This is a genomic window from Pilosibacter fragilis (assembly GCF_032490495.1).
Classification (GTDB): domain Bacteria; phylum Bacillota; class Clostridia; order Lachnospirales; family Lachnospiraceae; genus Pilosibacter; species Pilosibacter fragilis.
This window is the reverse complement of sequence record NZ_JAVYJB010000006.1, coordinates 210,578-229,925: the sequence shown is the minus strand read 5'-3', so window position 1 is coordinate 229,925 and position 19,348 is coordinate 210,578. Positions and strand designations below refer to the sequence as shown.

The 19,348-nt window shown below is 50.8% G+C and carries 23 protein-coding genes, 1 pseudogene and 1 riboswitch; of the genes and pseudogenes, 10 read left to right on the top strand and 14 right to left on the bottom strand.

Going from position 1 to position 19,348, the window contains the following annotated elements; all coding sequences use genetic code 11:
• Nucleotides 1-26 precede the first annotated feature (26 nt).
• The 5 genes from ABCW45_RS08070 to ABCW45_RS08050 all read right to left on the bottom strand — a co-directional run bounded on the left by ABCW45_RS08070 (nt 27) and on the right by ABCW45_RS08050 (nt 3,366).
• Nucleotides 27-953: a DUF1266 domain-containing protein gene (locus ABCW45_RS08070; protein WP_054705769.1), complete on the bottom strand. Its 927-nt coding sequence runs from the start codon at nt 951-953 to the stop codon at nt 27-29.
• 32 nt (nt 954-985) lie between these two features.
• Complete coding sequence (locus ABCW45_RS08065; protein ID WP_242849615.1) at nt 986-1,876, bottom strand: DUF3137 domain-containing protein; 891 nt, start codon at nt 1,874-1,876, stop codon at nt 986-988.
• Nucleotides 1,877-1,992: 116 nt separating this feature from the next.
• On the bottom strand, nt 1,993-2,736 hold the full coding sequence (locus ABCW45_RS08060; RefSeq protein ID WP_195633617.1) for a LemA family protein: 744 nt from the start codon (nt 2,734-2,736) through the stop codon (nt 1,993-1,995).
• A 123-nt stretch (nt 2,737-2,859) separates the two neighbouring features.
• A complete protein-coding gene (locus ABCW45_RS08055) occupies nt 2,860-3,183 on the bottom strand; it encodes a winged helix-turn-helix transcriptional regulator (RefSeq protein WP_054705774.1) in 324 nt (107 codons plus the stop codon).
• Entirely contained in the window at nt 3,184-3,366 is a 183-nt protein-coding gene (locus ABCW45_RS08050) for a hypothetical protein (protein ID WP_009260699.1), read from the bottom strand. It lies immediately after the preceding gene.
• A 532-nt stretch (nt 3,367-3,898) separates the two neighbouring features.
• Here ABCW45_RS08050 and ABCW45_RS08045 point away from each other — a divergent pair.
• Complete coding sequence (locus tag ABCW45_RS08045) at nt 3,899-4,714, top strand: helix-turn-helix domain-containing protein (protein ID WP_054705780.1); 816 nt, start codon at nt 3,899-3,901, stop codon at nt 4,712-4,714.
• A 162-nt stretch (nt 4,715-4,876) separates the two neighbouring features.
• On the opposite strand, the gene ABCW45_RS08040 is transcribed toward ABCW45_RS08045, so the two are convergent.
• The 9 genes and pseudogenes from ABCW45_RS08040 to ABCW45_RS17920 form a co-directional block, all read right to left on the bottom strand.
• Nucleotides 4,877-5,122 carry a helix-turn-helix domain-containing protein gene (locus ABCW45_RS08040; RefSeq protein WP_054705783.1) on the bottom strand — a complete coding sequence of 82 codons (246 nt, stop codon included), beginning with the start codon at nt 5,120-5,122 and terminating at the stop codon, nt 4,877-4,879.
• A gap of 139 nt (nt 5,123-5,261) precedes the next feature.
• Nucleotides 5,262-5,414 (bottom strand): annotated as a pseudogene (locus ABCW45_RS08035) (Maff2 family mobile element protein); the annotation flags it as partial.
• A 95-nt stretch (nt 5,415-5,509) separates the two neighbouring features.
• Entirely contained in the window at nt 5,510-7,345 is a 1,836-nt protein-coding gene (locus ABCW45_RS08030; protein WP_117461865.1) for a VirD4-like conjugal transfer protein, CD1115 family, read from the bottom strand.
• A complete protein-coding gene (locus ABCW45_RS08025; protein ID WP_179964669.1) occupies nt 7,332-7,721 on the bottom strand; it encodes a PcfB family protein in 390 nt (129 codons plus the stop codon). Before ABCW45_RS08025 ends, ABCW45_RS08030 begins: the two co-directional genes overlap by 14 nt.
• 133 nt (nt 7,722-7,854) lie before the next feature.
• Complete coding sequence (locus ABCW45_RS08020; protein ID WP_117461867.1) at nt 7,855-8,568, bottom strand: antirestriction protein ArdA; 714 nt, start codon at nt 8,566-8,568, stop codon at nt 7,855-7,857.
• A complete protein-coding gene (locus ABCW45_RS08015; protein ID WP_003020223.1) occupies nt 8,568-8,909 on the bottom strand; it encodes a DUF7768 domain-containing protein in 342 nt (113 codons plus the stop codon). The genes ABCW45_RS08020 and ABCW45_RS08015 overlap by 1 nt, the downstream gene beginning before the upstream one ends.
• Nucleotides 8,910-9,191: 282 nt before the next feature.
• Entirely contained in the window at nt 9,192-10,637 is a 1,446-nt protein-coding gene (locus ABCW45_RS08010; RefSeq protein ID WP_117461868.1) for a ParB/RepB/Spo0J family partition protein, read from the bottom strand.
• A gap of 324 nt (nt 10,638-10,961) precedes the next feature.
• Nucleotides 10,962-11,303: a hypothetical protein gene (locus tag ABCW45_RS08005; RefSeq protein ID WP_117471253.1), complete on the bottom strand. Its 342-nt coding sequence runs from the start codon at nt 11,301-11,303 to the stop codon at nt 10,962-10,964.
• Between the two features lie 358 nt (nt 11,304-11,661).
• The gene (locus ABCW45_RS17920) at nt 11,662-11,805 is read right to left on the bottom strand and encodes a Ppx/GppA phosphatase family protein (protein ID WP_425518598.1); all 144 of its coding nucleotides are present in this window, start codon (nt 11,803-11,805) and stop codon (nt 11,662-11,664) included.
• Between the two features lie 199 nt (nt 11,806-12,004).
• Between ABCW45_RS17920 and ABCW45_RS08000 the strand changes: the two genes are divergently transcribed.
• The 9 genes from ABCW45_RS08000 to ABCW45_RS07960 all read left to right on the top strand — a co-directional run bounded on the left by ABCW45_RS08000 (nt 12,005) and on the right by ABCW45_RS07960 (nt 19,342).
• Nucleotides 12,005-13,345, top strand: coding sequence for an MATE family efflux transporter (locus ABCW45_RS08000; protein ID WP_343220625.1), 1,341 nt, complete (start codon nt 12,005-12,007; stop codon nt 13,343-13,345).
• A gap of 112 nt (nt 13,346-13,457) precedes the next feature.
• Nucleotides 13,458-14,717 (top strand): DNA polymerase Y family protein, encoded by a 1,260-nt coding sequence (locus ABCW45_RS07995; RefSeq protein WP_343220624.1) that lies wholly within the window; start codon nt 13,458-13,460, stop codon nt 14,715-14,717.
• A 46-nt stretch (nt 14,718-14,763) separates the two neighbouring features.
• Nucleotides 14,764-14,870: riboswitch (TPP riboswitch) on the top strand.
• A gap of 465 nt (nt 14,871-15,335) precedes the next feature.
• Complete coding sequence (gene thiW / locus ABCW45_RS07990) at nt 15,336-15,854, top strand: energy coupling factor transporter S component ThiW (RefSeq protein ID WP_118297772.1); 519 nt, start codon at nt 15,336-15,338, stop codon at nt 15,852-15,854.
• Between the two features lie 11 nt (nt 15,855-15,865).
• Nucleotides 15,866-16,687: a hydroxyethylthiazole kinase gene (gene thiM, locus ABCW45_RS07985; RefSeq protein ID WP_343220623.1), complete on the top strand. Its 822-nt coding sequence runs from the start codon at nt 15,866-15,868 to the stop codon at nt 16,685-16,687.
• A 67-nt stretch (nt 16,688-16,754) separates the two neighbouring features.
• Entirely contained in the window at nt 16,755-17,300 is a 546-nt protein-coding gene (locus ABCW45_RS07980; protein WP_118515504.1) for an RNA polymerase sigma factor, read from the top strand.
• Nucleotides 17,290-17,658 (top strand): DUF4179 domain-containing protein, encoded by a 369-nt coding sequence (locus tag ABCW45_RS07975; RefSeq protein ID WP_343220622.1) that lies wholly within the window; start codon nt 17,290-17,292, stop codon nt 17,656-17,658. The genes ABCW45_RS07980 and ABCW45_RS07975 overlap by 11 nt, the downstream gene beginning before the upstream one ends.
• Nucleotides 17,642-18,268 (top strand): histidine kinase, encoded by a 627-nt coding sequence (locus tag ABCW45_RS07970; protein WP_343220621.1) that lies wholly within the window; start codon nt 17,642-17,644, stop codon nt 18,266-18,268. The genes ABCW45_RS07975 and ABCW45_RS07970 overlap by 17 nt, the downstream gene beginning before the upstream one ends.
• Nucleotides 18,265-18,888: a PrsW family glutamic-type intramembrane protease gene (locus ABCW45_RS07965; RefSeq protein WP_343220620.1), complete on the top strand. Its 624-nt coding sequence runs from the start codon at nt 18,265-18,267 to the stop codon at nt 18,886-18,888. Before ABCW45_RS07970 ends, ABCW45_RS07965 begins: the two co-directional genes overlap by 4 nt.
• A gap of 154 nt (nt 18,889-19,042) precedes the next feature.
• A complete protein-coding gene (locus ABCW45_RS07960) occupies nt 19,043-19,342 on the top strand; it encodes a hypothetical protein (protein WP_343220619.1) in 300 nt (99 codons plus the stop codon).
• The last annotated feature ends 6 nt before the right edge of the window (nt 19,343-19,348 follow it).

The following is a 19,348-nucleotide window of genomic DNA, read 5'->3' as shown; positions in this document are numbered from 1 at the left end:
AATGCCTACTCTGTACCAGAGGCTATCTATCCATAATTATAATATTTCTGGTATTCCGGCAGAATGCCGTATTCGTTGGTGATGACCTCTTTGGAAAGAGGCTGGTCGAATGGGACAGCGAGGTATGGAGAACCCTGAAACGGCTTTTTTCCCTGCCAGAGCTGTTCATATAGCTTCCATCGTTCTGCCGTCATGGATTTTGGGTCATTCTTATCCTCATGCTGCCAGAACTGGCCGCCCAGCAGATAGCTCTCCATCATTTCTTCCCAGTTCTGAAAAAAAGCCTGCGCCTTTGTCCCGGCATCTACACACAAATCCAACATTTCCTTCATATTGATGTAGCCTGCCAGATAGCAACATTGCGTGATATATGCGCAGCGTCCCATATCCCAGCCTAACAGGGCATTTTCCCCATAACGCCGCCATGCTGTCAGCATTTTCGGCAGATAGCTAGCTTCATCGGCTTTTGGATTAGTTTTGCGGGCCTCCTCAATGAGCTGGACTTCTGTAGCATCCTTATATTTATGCGACAAGAGTTCCATTTTCCTCCGATAGCTGGCACGCATTCCCTCGTCGATCAGGCTGCGCATTTCCTTTATAGCTGTCTCATGTCCTTGAATGCCCCAATAATCCCACAGCATTGTTTTAATACTTTCCCGGTCAAATTCGTTATTGTACCGCCAGCCAGCCAGTAGATGAAAATTTGTATGTTGACTTGCGGCAATCAGGATCGACCCTGCGGCATTCATCCAGCGCAATGTAGGGGATAGGGGATTATACTTCTCCATCCGTCTTTGCTTCGATTTATAGATATGATACAGAATACCGGCAAGACCAAGCCCTATGACTAAAGTAGCAGCCAGGGCGATAAAAGCCGTCATATCCCCCGTCAAAAAGCAGAGGATGCCTATTCCAATAACAAGCAGGATAACGAACACAATCGTACATCCCATATGATACCTACCTCCTTTCAGGGACTGACTTCTTATTTCGGACTGCTTTGTCCGGCTCTAATGAGAATTTCCTTTGCGCTGCGGAGAATCGCCGTATCGCCGGCAATCTTTTGACGCTGTTCTTCAACAGGAATATCTATGTAAATATGAAAAGGATTGCGAAGCTGGCTGCAAGTTACATACAGGGATTTTTCAGAAAAGGAAAGATAAACGTTTCCTTCCATAGCTTCCTGAAAAGCTGTAATCTGCTCCATCACCTGGGGTGTCAGGATGTAAAAAGCATTCTGCTCGTTCTCTGCAAACACCGCAAAATTTTCATTGAATACACTGTTTTCTGTCTGAATTGGCAACGGGACTCTGGTTTCCCTGAGTTTAGACAGAGCTTTTTTGGAAAACACCTGAACAAAACCCTCACTGATCTTCCGATTATCAAAATAGGAAAAAACAATAACCTGTCCCTCAAATAGAATTTTGGGGGTAGAACTTCTTGCGGAAGCTTTTTCGCCAGTGCAGACATTGACAGCCCGGAAGGGGACTCCATCCAACTTGCCGGACAGTTCATCCGACGATTGATAAAAGACCGACTGGCCTCCGGGGATTAACTTTAAACGGTTCATTTCCTCATAAGAAAGACCGCCTCCGGCATTGTAGCGCAGTTCGGAAAAATCCGGCAGTTGTCGGAGAGTGTCCAACACATATTTGTTTTTGAAATTGATACAAAAGAGGTCATAAGCTTTTTTATAGACCAGCATATAGTAAAAAACAAAAACAGCACCCGCAAAAATCACACTGAGCATCATGCCTCCGATCAGACCCCAAAAGGCCCCCTGAGTTGCTGGGTCTCCAAAGCCATATTCGCTGATGGAGACAAACAAAAATCGGTTTTTTACCAGTGTCAATCCTATAAATAAAATCAGGCACACCGGGAGCAGCTTCCGCAGAATCTTATGCTTTTTAACAGCGTTCTGCCGCAACTGTTCCAGCTTGACACCGCTGATATTTTGTTCCACCATTTTCATACATCTTTTTTCCTTTCTTCTCAAAACTGCACCTTAAAGTCTTTTTTCTTTTCTTCCACAGTATAAAACTTCGCTTCTTTCATACCATGAAGTTTTGCTAAAAGCAGATAAGGAAATGTGTTAATTCTCTGGTTATACAAAGATACATTAGAGTTGTACAACCGTCTCGCCGCTTGTAAGTGTTCTTCTGCGTCAAAAATATCCTGCTGAAAATGCTGCATGGACGCATAGGAATAAAGAGTTGGGTATTGCTCAGCCAGTGCATTGATGGCAGAGTTGACCCCGGTGAGTCCCTGCTGGGCGGAAGCAAGCAAGCCAAGTTTCCGATCCAGACTTACCTGATGTCCGATCAGCCCGTCGCCTCCCATACCCGGTGTTTCCGCTCCAAGAGAGTTATCTTGCCCTCGCTGCTGATCCAACTGCTGTCGGATTGTTTCCATCTGCTTTTGCTGTTCGGTAATCGTCTCGCTGATTGCTTTGACCGCTTCCTCAGACAGTTGTTTCTTTTCCTGAAATATGCTTTCGTTCAGTTTTTTTCCCGCGCGGGTAGATGTGACTTCTGTGTAGATTTGATACTCATGTGCCAGATACTTTTTTACTGCTTCAATTTCTTCTGACAGCATATCGTAGCGTTTCTCCAAAGCAACATCAATGCCTGCGCTGCCTTCCTGCACCTTGACGGAAAGCCGCCGCAAACGGTTATAGAATTTAATGTAAAGAATGAGTAGTACTGCGATGACTGCCACTAAAATAAATATCCACATTATGAACCCTCCCGTACATTGAAATGTTTTAATTAAACGCTCAATTTCATGTGTTTATTATAACAAACCTGAGATCTTTTGTAAAACGGTTTTGGGCGGCTTATTCTTCTGTTTTTCAACGGTTTAGCTTCTTGGAATGAGGACATAAATCCGGTTCGGCGCTCCAATCTCCCGGCGCACCCGTAGGAGCAATCCGGCGTCCTCCAATTCCCGCAAGGTTCGCTTGCAAGTCTGCGCGCTGCGCCCCAGCGCCGCCGCCAGTTCCACAATGGGAAATTGAACAAATAAAATTCCGTTGATGTCCTCCGTCCCCGCCGTATAAATCTCCCCCAGCAGACGGGCATACATAACCTTGGCGGTGCTGCTCACCGGCAGCCCCAGCATGGCCCCCGGCAGGGGCAGACAGGGCGGCAGGTTGGTGTCGGCGGTCATAAATTCCGTATTCATTCAGGTGTCCTCCTTTCCCTTGGCCCGCTTGGAATGGTAGTGGGGGCAGAGGATCACAATGGCCCGGAAGCTCTGTTTGCAGGCGTGGCGGCATTTCCGGCAAAGGCTGTTGTACGCCACCCGCCCGCGCTCGTTGAGGAAAAAGGATAGCTCCAGCTTCCTCTTTTTTGACATTCTTGGCATATTGGCTCCTTCATCAAAAAATCCGCCCATTTCAGCCGTAACAGCCTGAGTGGACGGACAGCAGGTTTTTGTGTTGCATTTCGGGGCGATTTTCAAGGAAAAAACAGCCGTAGAGCCGTTCTGAAATCCCCCGCAGTAGTACGGATAGGGTAAACTATGCCCTATCGGATTGTTGTGTTTCGGTATCAATTCGGTGTCCATATTTGCCGGTTCTCCCTAATGTCGTTCCTGCCCCTGGCTTTTTCAGCGGCGTTTCGCCCCCGTTGGTACGCTCGCTGCGGTCAAGGTTCCTCCACTTCCTCGCCGCAGGTCGCCGCGCTACATCGCCGGGGGGCATATCCCATACAGGCCGGTCATTCGATTGGATTTGATCCATCGATGAACTACCCATATCATAGACCATTTTTGTCCCCCCGCCCGTATGTCCATAAAGTAGGAAATCGACTCCAAAAACGAAAAATTCCACGATTGCGGAATGGTATGCTATAATGGAAGAAAACGGCGGCGCACAGGCGCAGGAAGGGGTGGCGATATGAAAACCCGCATTTCCGTACAGGAACGGTTGAAGGATTTAAGGGTGGAGAAAGGCTTGAAGCTGGAAGAACTGGCGGAACAGGTCGGCCTTTCAAAATCCGCCCTCGGCAGCTATGAGAATGACGAGGACAAGGAGATCAACCATGGCAGCCTCCTAAAACTGGCCGGATTTTATCAGGTGACGGTGGACTACCTGCTGGGTCTGACCGACAACCGAGCGCATGAAAACACGCCCCTTGCGGAGCTGCACCTGACGGATGAAGCGGTGGCCCTCCTGAAAAGCGGGCGGGTCAATAACCGGCTGCTGTGTGAGATCGTCGCCCATGACAAATTTGCGGAGCTGCTGGCAGACGCGGAAATTTATGTGGATGGGATGGCGACCATGCGCTTTCACGATATGAACACCGCTTTGGCCGCTGTGCGGGCTATGATACTGGAAGCCCATCCCGAAGCCGCCGCAGACCGCTATCTGAAAATCTTGGAAGCCGGACAGATACAAGAGGAAGATTTTTTCTGCCATGTGACGCACAAAACATGGGACGCCATTCTGCAAGACATTCGCAAAGCCCATGAGAATGACAGCGAAAGCGCCCCGGATACCACGCCCGCCGATGAGCTGATCCGGGAAGTCCAAAAGGCCATGCAATCGCCGGGGGACAGGGTGCAGCAATTTACGGAGCTGTTCTGCAAGGCGTTCCAGCTCAAATATAAGCGGCTCTCGGAAGAAGAACGCACCACCTTGAAAAAGCTGTTCCGCAAGTCCCCGCTTATCAAGCACTCCGGCATGAATTTCCGGCGCAGGGGGTGGAAATAAAAAAGCAGGGAACCGAAGTTTCCTGCTTGGGTGGATCTGTATTCTGTTGCCGCCGCCCGCTGGCGGGACAAAGTGTCCAGAGGTTTGGGGTGGGCGGTCATGCCTCCAGCTTTGGGACAAAGTGTCCCAGCAGGGGGTGCGTCTATGGCTGGCCGCTTCGGGTCAGGCTGGCCCGGAGTTACCGCGCCGCCCCAGCTCCGGGGCCTCGTCCCGCTCCAAAGCAATTACATCGGAAATGTCGCAGTCCAGCGTTCCGCAGATACGCAGCAGCGTTTTCATGCTGATATGCTCCCCCTTGCCCATGTTGGCGATCATATTGGTGGTAAGACCGGCGGCCAGCCGCAAATCCTCTTTCCTCATGCCGCGCTCTTTCAGGGTGTCCCATAGCGGCTGATAGCTAATGTGCATAGGCTCCCGCCTCCTTCTCTATTACCAAGTGTTCTCCATCATTATAGCAGAAACCTTGTGTTTCCACAATATTTCTTGACCGTACCGCTGGTTCCGTCTGGATTGTGCTTTTCCTTTCTTGATTTTGTTACATCTACTTCGCCATAAACTGCTTCATGCCCTGGGACTTGGAGCCCGGGTTATCCGAGCCGTAGCCCTCCAGCAGATTAACCACGCCCCACACGCCAAGGCCAGCACCGAGAGCAATAACGAGGGTCTGTAAAGTGTCGATTGCAGATGAGAAAAATGCCATATAAGCCTCCATTTCTCCGGGATTTTCCCGGTAACAAAAAAGCCGCCCATGCAGGCGGCAGGTTACAAACTTCGGGACACTTTGTCTCGAAGCATTTATGCAAAGGCGTCTGGATCGTCGATGTCATCATAGTTGAGGATGTCCTCGTCCTCTTCCGTGAGTGCATCGTCCGGCACAGTCACCTCATACATCGTACACGCCTCGTTCAGACCGGGCCGCCTGCGGCGGTTAATGAGCCTGTCGAGGTCAAAAGCGTTTTTCTGTTTATCGGCCTCCGCCGTATAGCGGTAGTTCGGATGCCGTTTCAGATCATACTTGGGAGAGAAGAACGGGGGCAGGCCCCGAAGCTGCAAAATACATTTATCTCCCGGCATGGTTGCAAGTTCGGCTGGGGTCATCAGTTCCCGGCCCAGCCGCTGGGTATTTTGACTGTAGCTTTCCGACTGACCACGGGAGCGGCTGTCGGTCTGCATACTGATTGTGGCTTTTCCCAGCCAGTTCTCGGATATTTCCTTGATGGTGCTGGCTTCGCGGCCACCAAGGAACACCACGCTGTCCATGTTGCCGAGGATTGTCTCGGCGTGCTTATCGTAAATGGCCTTGCACTGTGCCAACTGCTGATACAGCAGGCAAAGACTCACCTCGCGGGAGCGGATAACCGCGACCAGCTTTTCGAGCTGGGGCACCTGTCCCGTGTTGGCTGCCTCGTCCCACAGCACCCGTACATGGTGCGGCAGGCGGCCACCGTGAACATTGTCCGCCCGTTCACACAGGAGGTTGAACATCTGCGAAAATGCAAGTGCCACTAAAAAGTTGTAGGTCTGCGTGGTATCGGAAATGATGAAGAATACCGCCGTTTTCCGATCTCCGATGCGGTCAAGCTCCAATTCGTCATAGGCCATGACTTCACGAAGCTGCGGGATGTCAAAGGGAGCCAGCCGCGCACCGCAGGAAATTAAAATGCTTTTTGCCGTCTTGCCGCTGGCCAATTTGTACTTTTTATACTGTTTGACCGCAAAGCAATCCGGCTTGCGCTTTTCAAGCCCGGCAAACATATAGTCCACCGCGTTCATAAAGTCCTCGTCATCCTCCTTGACCTCCATGCCGGAAATCATATCCACAAGGGTATTCATGTTCCGATCCTCGGCAGGCCCCTCGAAAATGATGTAGGCAATCAGGGCGCAGTATAAAAGCGTTTCCGATTTCGTCCAGAATGGATCGCCTTCCTTGCCTTCGCCCTTGGTGTTGGAAATCAGGGCATCCACGAATTTCAGAATATCGGCCTCGTTGCGGATATACGCCAGCGGGTTATAGTGCATGGATTTTGAAAAATCTATGCTGTTGAATACCTTGATTTTGTACCCGCGTTTTTGCAGGAAAGCTCCGACCTGTCCCAGCACACCGCCTTTGGGATCGACCACCACATAAGAGGAATGAGCCTGTAAAAGCTGGGGCGTGAGCCAGAAGCGGGTTTTGCCGGAGCCGGATGAGCCGATAATGCAGCAATTCAGGTTTCGGGCATTTGCGGGGATTTTAGGGCGGGTGTTCATCGTGAGAAACTCCGTCCCGGTCAAAATCACGTTGTTTTCAAACTTCGGATCGACAAACGGTTTGATGTCTTTTTCCGTTCCCCATCGAGCGCTGCCGTATTCTGCATCCCGCCGAAACTTCTTAGCGTTCTTGCTTTTGAAATAGATCAGCAGCCGGAAACCAACTGCGCCTACAATACCGACAAGCCAATCCAGCGGGGCAAGACCGGGTGCAAAGTCAGCAAAGGCCGGGCCAATCGTCTGGCCCAGTCCGATGAGCTTATGTGCAAAATCGTTACCCGCTGCCAGCCGGTAGGCCGTTCCCAGCTTGAGGAACGCCCACAGGATGAACAGATAGGGAATGTTCGGAATGAGATATTTTCTGATCTTATCTGTCCTCATGGGCCACCTCCTTTGCACGTTCTTTCTGCTTCGGCTTTTCTTTGGAAAGCTGATCTGCCGCCTGTTGCAGTTGTTCCCGGAGGGGAACACGGTTCGATTTTGCTTTGCTTAACACCTTCCGGGAATACTCAGAAAAGCAGGCGGTCATTGCGTCTGCCTGTCCAGCCTTGAAAAACAGCAGGTATTTGTCCGGCCCGGTTTTATAGAACGCATAGTCTACATTCCATTTCCGGGCCACGCGGTCAAAGGACTTGGCATCCCCGGATAGCTCAATGCTGTTGGTGGCTGTACCGTGGGCCATGAGCTTTCGCACACTTTGTTTTCCATGCGGTACTTGCCGCCCACGGTATGCCTTGCGGATCTTCCGGCCCACCATGCCCAGCACATACGCCAGTCCCCGCGCCGTCAGCTTGGTTGTTTTTACGGATATGGCTATCGTGCGCCGGGAAATATCTTCATCAATCAGTTACACCGCCTCCTTCCTTGGGACAATTTGTCTCGAAGTGCCATCATCGATCCCCACGGTCTTTTTTCTGCATTTGACGGTAGCCCTCCAAAGAAGAACCGTCTATGATTTCCTGATAAGCGGCCATTTGCTCCCGGATAGAGAGCTTCGGGAAAGAGAATACCTTATGCTCCTTGGGAATATCCTGCAAGCCGTGATACACTTCCACGAAATGATCGCTTTCTTTGACAACATAGCCGCCCGGGGCAAAATGGCCGTTTTCGTGGATGCAGGCATCCCGGCCATACGCCTCATAATCGAAATACGGTTTTACCTGATCCGGCACATCCAACATTTCCAGATCGTCCACATAAATACGCCCCAGCGTTTCCTCATCGGATACGCCGGGGTAAAAGCCGTAACAGTCCAGATTTTGTGTCAGATTGATGATGTCCCGCACCGAAGAACAGTGATCGCCGCTGTCGAGGACGGCCTCCAGTGTTTCCAGCTCCGATGAGGTAAGCCCGGAAAGCAGGCAGGCCAGATGATTAAGCTCGTCCAGATTTTCATACTCGCTCAAATGGTCATAGAGCCCCAGCACATCCCCATCGAAAGAGGTAATAAAAATTTCCTGATAGCGGACGCCATCCACGCCGATCCGTTTCAAGAGAGCCTCCACCTCCTGGGCGGTTGTGGGAAATTTCAGTGTTTCACCCACAAGCTGGCCCTCGCTGTACTTTCCGACGTTGGTAACGTAGGCTTCAAACAGGGTTGCCATTAGCGGCGGCCCTGTCCCTTGACGGTCAGGATGCCCTCAAGGGTTGTTGCCGTAATTCCCAGCCGCTGGGCCACGGCAATATCATTTTTCATGGCTTCGGTCATACTGTGCCCGCAAACAACCAGCACATGAGAACGGCGGAGCAGGTCACGGCTCATGTCGATGCCGCTTTTATGCTCCTCGGGAACAGCATCATTGAGAAACAAGGGCAAGTACAGGGGCGGGCAAATAGGAGAAAAGCCTGCCTCATACACGGTGCGGCAATACTGCGCCGCCAGTTCTGCGTTTTCGCTATCGCCGCCGAGCCATGCAGCGGTGATATAAGCAAGGGGTCGTTTCATCGTTCATACCTCCGATATTTTAATAAGAAAGTTCAACCCAAACCCCACGCCCTTTCCCAGTCTTGGGAAAGGGGGCGGCTCTGGAGGATATACCCCCGCCGCTTGCCGGGGAAATAGCACAGCCGGGGCAGACCGTCAAGGGCGAGCCGCCGAAAACGGCGGTGCGCTGCACCCTTGACGGCCCACTCCCGGCTGTACTAAAAAACAGGCGGCGACGGGTATATATACCACCAGAGCCTCTGCGCGAGGGCGGGGCCCTCGGGACAAAGTGTCTCGAAGTTGTTACTTGTCAAGTTCCTGCTTTTTCGGGGCTTTTGCCAGCTCCGGCGGCTGTTTTTCTTTCCAGTCATCCAGCAGGGACATAATCTGTTCTTTCATTTTGGCGGGAGTGACCTCCTTGCCAAAATACTTTTCCAGTTCCGCAGTAGAAATAATCACGCCTCGATCCTCCTTTTTCTGTTCTGATAAGATACCGTCAATGACATCGCCATTGAGTTTGCCTTCCTTATCCAGCTCCCGGAGCCGTTTAGCCTGGGCCAGTGAGGGCGATGCCTGCTCCCCGTCAATGGAAACAGCGATAAGCCTCTGATTTTTCGGTTTGATGTAGGACAGCTCCACGGCAGGCATGAAGCCCATCTTTTTATCGTCTACCTTGTCCAGAAGCTCCGGCACAAGGGAGTTGAGCCGCAAGTAGCGCATGACCTTTTTATAGTTCATTTCATGCGCCTCGCCCACAATCTCAACCGAGCGTTTCCCGACATCGCCTTCCGCAACGCCTTTCAGCCGCCCGCCCTGGTGCTTGATGTCCTCCACTTCCAGCTCCAGCAGGGCGGCCAGTTCGCTGGGGAGCGTCTGATCCCTCTGCTTGTTGCTGTCCTTCATGGCCTGAACCGCTTCGTGGTCGGTCATTTCACGGACGATAAAGGGCATTTCATCCAACCCGGCCAGTTCACTGCCGTGGGTACGGCGATGACCCGCTACAATTTCATAGCCGTTTCCATCTTTCTCCGGGCGGGCAAGACCGGGAACCATTACACCATTTACGCGGATAGAAGCAACGATTTCCTGCATCTTCGCATCGTCCCGTACCTTAAAGGGGTGCGGACGGAATGTGTGAAACGGATGAACCTCGGAAAGTTTCAGATAAACCAGCTTGCCTTCCTCAACCGGGCGGGGCGGTGTAGTCGGCTCGGGAGCTGTCTGTTCCGCAACAGTCTCCTTCGGTGCCGTATCTTGTGCGGGCTTAATGGGCTCCTTGGCATCCGGAGCCTTTCCATCACTTCGGGACACTTTGTCTCGTTTGGACGGCTTGGGCTTGTCAGGGGCCGCCTTATCCGCCTTGGGTGGGCGGCCCTTGCGGGCCCCAGCCGATTTCTCCGCTTTCTGATTTTCAGTCGCAGCCTTTTCCGCTTTCGGCGGACGGCCACGGCGCGGCTTTTTCGGTTCCTCCGTATTGGCGGGCTGCGGTGTTTCTCCGGGGGCTGCCGCCTCTGGCGTTTCGGGGGTTTCCGCCTTTTCGACTTCGGCGCGGGCATTCTGCCTCTTTTCCGCCATAAGCTCATTGATTTTGTCAAAGGACACAACCACATCGCCGGACTCAGGTATGGCAGGCCCGGTCTGTTCCTGCCGGGGCTCAGACGCTGCGGCCTGTTCGGGTGTGGTGATAGGCCCGGCGGCCTCCGGGGAAGTATTCTCCGCAGGGCCTGTGTTCAGTTTTTCATCGGCCATTTACGATCCTCCTTTTCGTTAAAGTTGCACAAATTTGAACGCTAAAATTTTGTAGTTATTTTTGTGCCTCCTTTCCGTCTATCCACGCAAAAAAGCCGCCCGTTTTTCATGCCGGACGGCTTTTTGCGTAATGTGATAGATCAAATATTATTTTTTCTGATTTGTAGGCTCCGAAAAGCCTTGTATTTACAGTGTTCCTAATAGGAAGTAATCATACGTTGATTATAATCATGTTCGTCCACACAGTTATAATGGTTATCGAACCCCATATGAAGCAAGGACGGCAGCATAAATTGATAAGCACTATTTTTTTAGCCACAAGTGTTACAAAAAAGCTTGACCACAACAATAAATATTTTCCATATTACTAAGAATAGTTGATATAGTAGTACGTGCATCTCCTTTTTTTGTCTCATTTAAAATAAAAGTAACAATAGCTGTAACTATATTTAGTAACCGAAAAAGTATATTTTTGCCTGTTTTATGTTTTAATTGGCTAAAACTTAATATTTTTGCTTTATTGAAACGCGAAGAAAGAGCATATTCTGAACCAAAATGGCCTATATGGTTATAAAATATAATGTGATTAGATTGCTTTAAATTATTGTCCACATATTCAATAAACTGTGCTTGTGAAGTGCATAGAGCATCCCATTCTCTCTTCATATTTTTCTATTTCTCCAATATATCTATAAAAATTTCTGCACTATCTTTCAAATTTTGCTTTTAATTATTTATCCGTTTCCCGCTAATTCTATGGATAACACCAAATTATTCATTCCATACCAATTTCATTTCCGACGGATAACCTTTGATTATCCATTCCTTAATTCGCCAATCTAAACCCAGCGGATAACACCAAAATATCCACCCCATAATTCCTAATTATCGTTACCATATTAAAAAATGAAAATTTTTTCGGCAGCCCACTTTACCTAGCGGCAAATTAGGTGAAGGGGTTTTCTTTTGTCTAAAAATATTCCACTGTTACTTTGCCGCGTAAAATAAGGCTTTGCGGGCATTATTAATGTTTCAGCACCCCCTCACACAAATACCCCTCCCGCACGCCATACTTGCTGACGATCATCTGCTGTGCCTGAAAGAGATGGAAGACGTGCTGCTGGACTAAATGTCCTGGGATCAGGGTGTGGATACGGTCGGCTTCCAGCTGGAGGATCAGAGGTCACTGGAGGCTTTTTTCCTGCTGCAGAGAAACTCGCAGAGAGCGTCAAGCTGTTCGGTGGTGATGCTGTGGCAGCTGTCGGAGATATTGTAATGAAATTTTTATAGATGAAATTCTGCAGGAAACCATGTATAATAGGGATACTGGATCAGCGAAAAATAAAACGAATGAGGGAATTTGGGGTATGGAAGGAAATTTAACAAAGGGACCTATCATGAAGACCCTGGTGAAGCTCGCTGTCCCGATCATGGCATCGGCATTTCTGGGGACGCTTTACAACATTACGGACATGGCATGGATCGGCCTTCTGGGATCAAAGGCAGTAGCGGGAGTCGGCGTCGGGGGAATGTTTACCTGGCTTTCGCAGGGGCTGGCGTCCATGGCGAGAATGGGCGGACAGGTTCAGGTGGCACAATGTATCGGGCGAGGGGACAGGGAAAAAGCCCACGGATTTGCCCAGGCTGCAGTGCAGCTTTCAGCGGCAATGGGAATCGCGTATGCGGTCTTCTGTCTCATATTTGTCAATCAGATGGTGGGATTTTTCAGACTTGAGGATGCGGAGGCCCAGGCGGCAGCGCTGGCTTACACAAAGATCGCCTGCGGACTGATCGTATTTTCATTTTTGACATTGACACTCACGGGACTCTATACGGCTCAGGGAGACTCAAAAACGCCGTTTATGGCAAATCTTATCGGACTTGTGACAAACATGATCCTGGATCCGGTCCTGATCCTCGGACCGGGACCATTTCCGAGACTTGGTGTGACTGGGGCAGCGATCGCTACGGTGACGGCCCAGGCGATCGTGATGAGTATCATGATCCTTGGGATCATTGCGCGGAAGAAGGAGAATGTGTTAAAAGGAACCCGGCTCTTTGCGAAGATCCCTGCTGAGTTTTTAAGGGGGATCTGCAGGATCGGAATTCCAACCGCGATTCAGGGCATGGCGTACTGCGGAATTTCCATGATCTTAACGCGAATGGTGTCCGGATACGGTGCGGAGGCAGTGGCAACGCAGAGGGTCGGCGGTCAGATCGAATCGATCTCCTGGAATACGGCTGATGGCTTTGCAGCTGCGTTAAACGCGTTTGTGGCCCAGAACTATGGGGCCGGGGAGAGAGAACGCGTCCGGAAAGGATATCAGGTATCCCTGTGGACGGTCGGAATCTGGGGAGTGCTGGTCTCTGCCGTATTTATCTGTTTCCCAAATGCGATCGCGGATATCTTCTTTCATGAGCCGAAGGCGGTTGCGACAGCTGTGGGCTATCTCGTGATCATTGGATTCAGCGAGGCATTTATGTGCGTGGAGCTGACGACGATCGGAGCACTGTCGGGACTCGGAAGAACGAGACTCTGCAGCGTGATCAGTATTGTGCTCACGGGGGCCAGAATACCGCTTGCCATCGTTCTTAGCGGTATCATGGGGCTTGATGGAATCTGGTGGGCACTTACGTCCACGTCGATCGTAAAGGGAATTATATTTACATGTACGTTTTTCTGGATCATGAGAGAAAAAAGCGTGTGAGCAGGCAGTGCGGCAGGATGATCTGAGACATGATATAGAAAGGTTTCCTTTGCAGTGCCTGACCGAATGAGGAGACGGAAGTCCTGGAAAGTTCTGGTATGAGGAAAACAGTATGGAACGGTTGATATTTCATGTGGATGTGAACAGCGCCTTCCTCTCCTGGGAGGCGGCGAAGCGCGTAAAGGAGGGGCTGCCGGATCTTCGGGAGATCCCGTCCTGTATCGGTGGGGATCCGAAGTTAAGGCGCAGCATCGTTGTGGCGAAATCGATCCCGGCGAAAAAATATGGGGTGACGACAGGGGAACCTGTGGCTCTGGCGTTGCGGAAATGTCCGGATCTCGTGTGCGTACCGGGTGATTTTGCGCTGTATCAGAGGTGTTCCCGGGCGTTTAAGGAAATCTGCGCATCCTATGCGCCTGCGATGGAATCGTTTTCGATCGACGAGGTGTTTCTCGATATGACCGGTACCCATCTGATCTATCCGGATCCGGTGGCGGTGGCCCACGAGATCAAGGATAAGATCCGGGATGAGCTGGGCTTTACGGTGAATGTCGGGATCGGAACGAATAAGCTGTTGGCGAAGATGGCATCGGATTTTGAAAAACCGGATAAGGTACATACATTGTTTCCGTCTGAGATCCCGGAAAAGCTGTGGTCACTTCCGGTGCGGGATCTTCTGTTTCTTGGAAAGGCGTCGGAGCAGAGACTTTTACAGGAAGGGATCAGGAGCATCGGAGATATGGCGCGGAGCGGGGAAGCTGAGCTTAAGCGGATCCTGGGAGAAAAGGCCGGGCATCAGCTTTACCGGTATGCCAACGGCATCGACGATTCCCCGGTGCGTGCGGAGCGGGAGGAAGCGAAAGGCTACAGCGCGGAGACGACCGTGGAAGAGGATCTTGTGACGTATGAGCAGGCACTGGCGCTTCTGCTTGCCCAGTGTGATGTGGTGGCTGCAAGGATGCGCAGAGATGGGAAAAAGTGCAGCTGTGTGGCGGTGACCTATCGGACACTGGATTTTAAGACGAGGTCACATCAGAGAGCGTTTGAGGATCCCACGGACGTGACGGAGGAGATCTTTGCGCAGGTGAAAAAGCTGTTATATGAATGTTGGAAGTGTGAGCCTTTGCGGCTGATTGGAATGGCGTTGACGGATCTTACAACGGATGACTTCAGACAGATCTCCCTGTTTGAGAATCCCAAGGAGCGGGAAAAACAGAAGAAAGCAGATGAGGCGTTCGACGATATCCGCAGGCGTTTTGGGAATGGAATGATCGTCCGGGGCAGTACGATGAGTACGGCTGGGAAGGTTGCGAGAAAGGCGAAAGCGCAGATGGATCAGGATGTGCGGATAAAGAAGGAAAAAGAAAAATAGAAAATTCTTTACTTGCAAATTTTCAAAGATGCGCTATAATAAGTCTTACAAAAAACAGGGGAGCTCGTTGGCGGGCTGAGAGGAAGTGCTCAAACTTCGACCCTTTAACCTGATGCGGATAATGCCGCCGTAGGAAGTCATGATATGAATTTTTACAGGGGACGTGCCGCTAGGGGTGTCCCCTGTTTTGCTGTCATCTGACTTAAAAAGTCAGGAGCAGTGTGTTTCCGAAACAGGTGGCAGAAAAAACCAGTTACTGTTCAAGCCCTGCGCAAACAGTAACGAAAACCATACTTTGAGAAAGGAGGAAACGGGATCCGCCAGCAGGCGGCGGGCCGAGGGGGAGCGCCTTGGGCCATGTATGAGATCAGCGATGGGAAGCCGTGTTCCGGCGTGAGAGGATGCCAGTAAGCATCGACCGCCTTCCATACAGTGATCCGGAGAGGGGAACTGTACATTTTTATGTGGAGTACATGGTACTTCGCCTGTGGAAGCGCTGTTGTCGTACAGACGTTTCCTAAAAATGCGGCTGCACAGGGAAGCTTTGCGGCTGCGGAAAATTTTCAAAGGAGGAATGTGTGACGGTCCGAAGGAAGGACCGGTCACGCGGAATAAGACATGAAACAGACAAATACGAAAAAATTAGCGGTAGCAGCCGTTTTCTGTGCTGTCGCAGTGGCAGGAAGCTTATTTTCATTTCCGGTATTCGGAAGCAAGTGTTCTCCGGTACAGCATATGGTGAATATTCTCTGTGCAGTCCTCTTAGGACCGGGGTACGGACTGGGTGCGGCATTCGCGGCGGCGCTGATCCGGAATCTTCTGGGACTTGGAAGCCTGATGGCATTTCCGGGCAGTATGTTCGGCGCGCTGATCTGCGGACTTGTGTATCAGAAGACGCAGAACATTCCAGCGACACTGATCGGTGAGGTATTTGGAACCTCTGTTCTTGGCGGACTCACGGCCTATCCGGTAGCGATCTTCCTTATGGGAAAGAGTGCGGCAGGTCTGGCATTTTACGCATATGTGATCCCGTTCCTTGTTTCAACTGCCGGAGGTGCAGTGATCAGCGGTGTGCTGATCTACAGCTTAAAGAAAGCCAATATCCTTGCAGGTATGCAGGAAGCAATGGGACAGTAGAGGAGAGAAGCATGTTAAAACAGATGTTTGATCAGGTGCGGGAGAAGAACCCGCTGATCCATAATATTACGAACTATGTGACGGTCAATGACTGCGCGAATATGGTTCTGGCCTGCGGGGCATCCCCAATCATGGCGGACGACAAGGAGGAGGTCGCGGAGATCCAGACGATCTGCGCAGGCCTCAATATCAATATCGGTACGCTGAACAGCCGCACCATCGAGTCCATGAAGATCGCGGGAAAGCGGGCCAATGAGCTGGGACACCCGGCAGTGCTGGATCCGGTGGGCGTCGGGGCATCGATACTCCGGACATCGACAGCTAACGAACTCTTAAAAACGGTAAAATTCACCGTGATCCGCGGAAATATCTCTGAGATCAAGACGCTTGTGGTGGGAACAGGGACCACAAAGGGTGTGGATGCGGATATCGCAGACCGTGTAACCGAAGAGAACCTTGACGAGGCGGTGGCATTCGTGAAGAAATTTGCGGAGAGGACAGGGTCAGTGATCGCGGTCACAGGCGCTATTGATATCGTGGCGGACGCAAAAAAAGCGTACTGCATCTACAATGGCCATCCGATGATGTCCTCCATCACGGGAACCGGCTGCCAGCTCTCAGCGCTCACAGCAGCATTTGTGACTGCGAATCAGGATCATCCGCTTGAGGCGGCAGCGGCGGCAGTCTGTGCCATGGGACTCGCGGGGGAGATCGCCCATAAACGGCTGACACCACAGGATGGGAACGCAACATATCGGAATTATATTATTGACGCGATCTATCATATGGATGGGGATGAGCTGGAGCGCGGGGCGAAGTTCGAAGTAAAATAGGACTTGAAATTATGCCGATGCCCACATATACTGTGTATAGTATTTCAGACAGAAGGAAATGAACAGCATGGTCATTGATGAAGAACTTTACAGACAGTATCTGCGCGGCGATGAAGCAGGGCTTGAGGCTTTAATGAGAAAATACGGTAACCCGTTGACCCTATACATCAATGGCTATCTGCATGATGTCCACGAAGCGGAGGACCTGATGATCGAAGTCTTTTCCTATCTGTTCACAAAAAAGCCACGCATCCGGGACGGTGGTCTTAAGGCTTACCTGTATAAAGCAGCGCGGCACATGGCTCTGCGCCATAAAAGCAGACATCGGCTTTTCTTCAGCCTCGATGACTTGACGGAAGAGCCGGATGGAAAGACGTTGGTGGAAGAGGTCATTCGGACAAAGGAACGGGATCAGATCCTGCATATCTGTATGGATGAGCTGAAGGCGGATTACCGGGAAGCTCTTTATCTGACCTATTTTGAGGGGATGAGCTATCAGCAGGCCGCCGAGGTTATGGGAAAAAGCGAGAAGCAGATCACCAATATGGTATACCGGGGAAAAGCGCGTCTGCGTGGATTGCTGGAGCGGGAGGGAATTACCAATGCGAAGTAATGAGGAACGGATCGCGGAAGTAAAACGTCGTATTGCGGAAAAAGAATACAAAAAAAGACTGCGGAGAGAATGGGCTGCAGCAGTTTGCTGCGTGGCCGCATGTCTTGCGGTGATCGTAGGTGTTTCCCTTTCCATGCCTGATACTGTCAGCCGGATTGAGATGGGAACTTCCTCTGGCTTTGAAACAGCGGCGACGATGTTGGGCGGCAGCACCGCACTTGGATATATCGTGGTCGGACTGCTCGCTTTTGTTCTCGGCGTGTGCGTGACGGTGTTATGTTTCCGCATCCGTAGACTGAACGAAGAAGAACAGACAGGGGAGCAAAAGGGGGAAAATGCAGATGGAAGTCATCAGTAACCTCTTGCAAGCCGCGGTTACCCTGTTAGGCTTTTTCCTGGGCGGTATCCGGTATCTGAAAAGCCGGAAACAGGAGTATTTCCTGCTGACCTGCTTTTATGGCTGTTTCTTCCTTGGATCCTTCTACTGGACGATGTATCTGCTCTTATTTTCCAAAACACCGCAGGTCTTTTATGTGTCAGAGTTCGGCTGGGTAGCAAGTGTCATTTTCCTTTCCATGCTGCAATACGCGCTTTCTTCGGCAGAAGAAAGGAGATTTCCGTGCAGGAAGGCCCTGAGTGCCGTCCTGATCGGTGTTCCACTGTGTATGTTTTACTGCACATTTGGAGATATCCTCTCCAATCTGCTCTGGTGCGGTATGATGATCATTGTTTCCTGTTTTTCTATCCGGGGACTTGCCTATGCCAGAAGGCAGAGAGGAACTGCAAATAGTATGAAATATTTTCATATTTGGGTCCTTTGCTATGCGGCATTAGAATATGCCCTCTGGACTTCTGGCTGCTTCTGGCCGGGAGATTCCATTTTCAGCCCATACTGCTGGTTTGATCTTCTGCTGGCAGGCTGCTTGTTCGCTTTGCTGCCGGCAATGGGAAAGGCGGTGCAGGAATGACGTATATTGAAAATGTTTTTATCTGTATGGCATCGCCGTTACTGATCGCCGCCCTGTGCATGGGAAAACAACAGACAAAATTCTTTCTGTTCTGCCTTGCAGGAATGGGGGCGTGTCTGCTTTCCGCTTATATCAATACCTTTTTTGCCGCGCTTTATGGTGCGGATAACCTTGCCGCCACTGCGGAGATTGCCCCGGTGGTGGAGGAGGTCATGAAGCTTCTGCCTCTGCTCTTTTATCTTCTGATATTTGAGCCAAAGACGGAACAGATCAAAATCTCCGCTGTGATCACAGCTCTTTCCTTTGCCACCTTTGAAAATATCTGCTACCTGATCCAAAATGGAGCCGGACATTTTTCCTTTATTTTTTTCCGGGGGATCGGAACAGGAGCGATGCATGTGATCTGCGGAGCCATTGTAGGCGGAGGAATTGCGTATGTGTGGCAGCGGACCTGGCTGAAGATTGCCGGAACCTGCGGTCTGCTGGGAGCAGCCATCACGTTTCACGCGCTCTATAATCTGCTGATCGCTTACGGCGGCGCAGTGCAGTATGCTGCCTATGTTCTGCCTGTAGTGATTTTGGCAGCGGGAAAGCTGATTGCCCGCCGTCTGACACTGTAATATAATTTTATTTTGTGATTTTTGGGAGCTGTTTTTAAGCAGCTCTCATTTTTTTTGAAAAATCTGCTTTCCGGGTGAGAGTTTTTCCGGATTTTTGTACCTATATAAGTGAAAGGCCTTTAAGCTGAGTTTTCAGAAAGGAGGTTTTGTGTGCATGTACGATACACAAAAGCGTGTTGCACTGGCAAAGGAGCGGATAGCGAAATCTCGCCGCCGACAGGCGCGGCGAAGCATTCGCAGTCTGTCGGCACTGTGCGCTCTGCTGTTTTTGTCTCTTCTGGGAACGGTAGGGACGGTGCAGAGCCAGCCGATGGATGCCGCGGGAATGTACGGGGCGATCCTGCTGCATGAGGGTGTGGGCGGATATGTGTTGGAAGCGGTCATTTCCTTTACCGCGGCAGTTGTGCTCACTGCTTTATATATCAAGTTCAGAAAAAGGAAACAGATAGCATAGAAATGG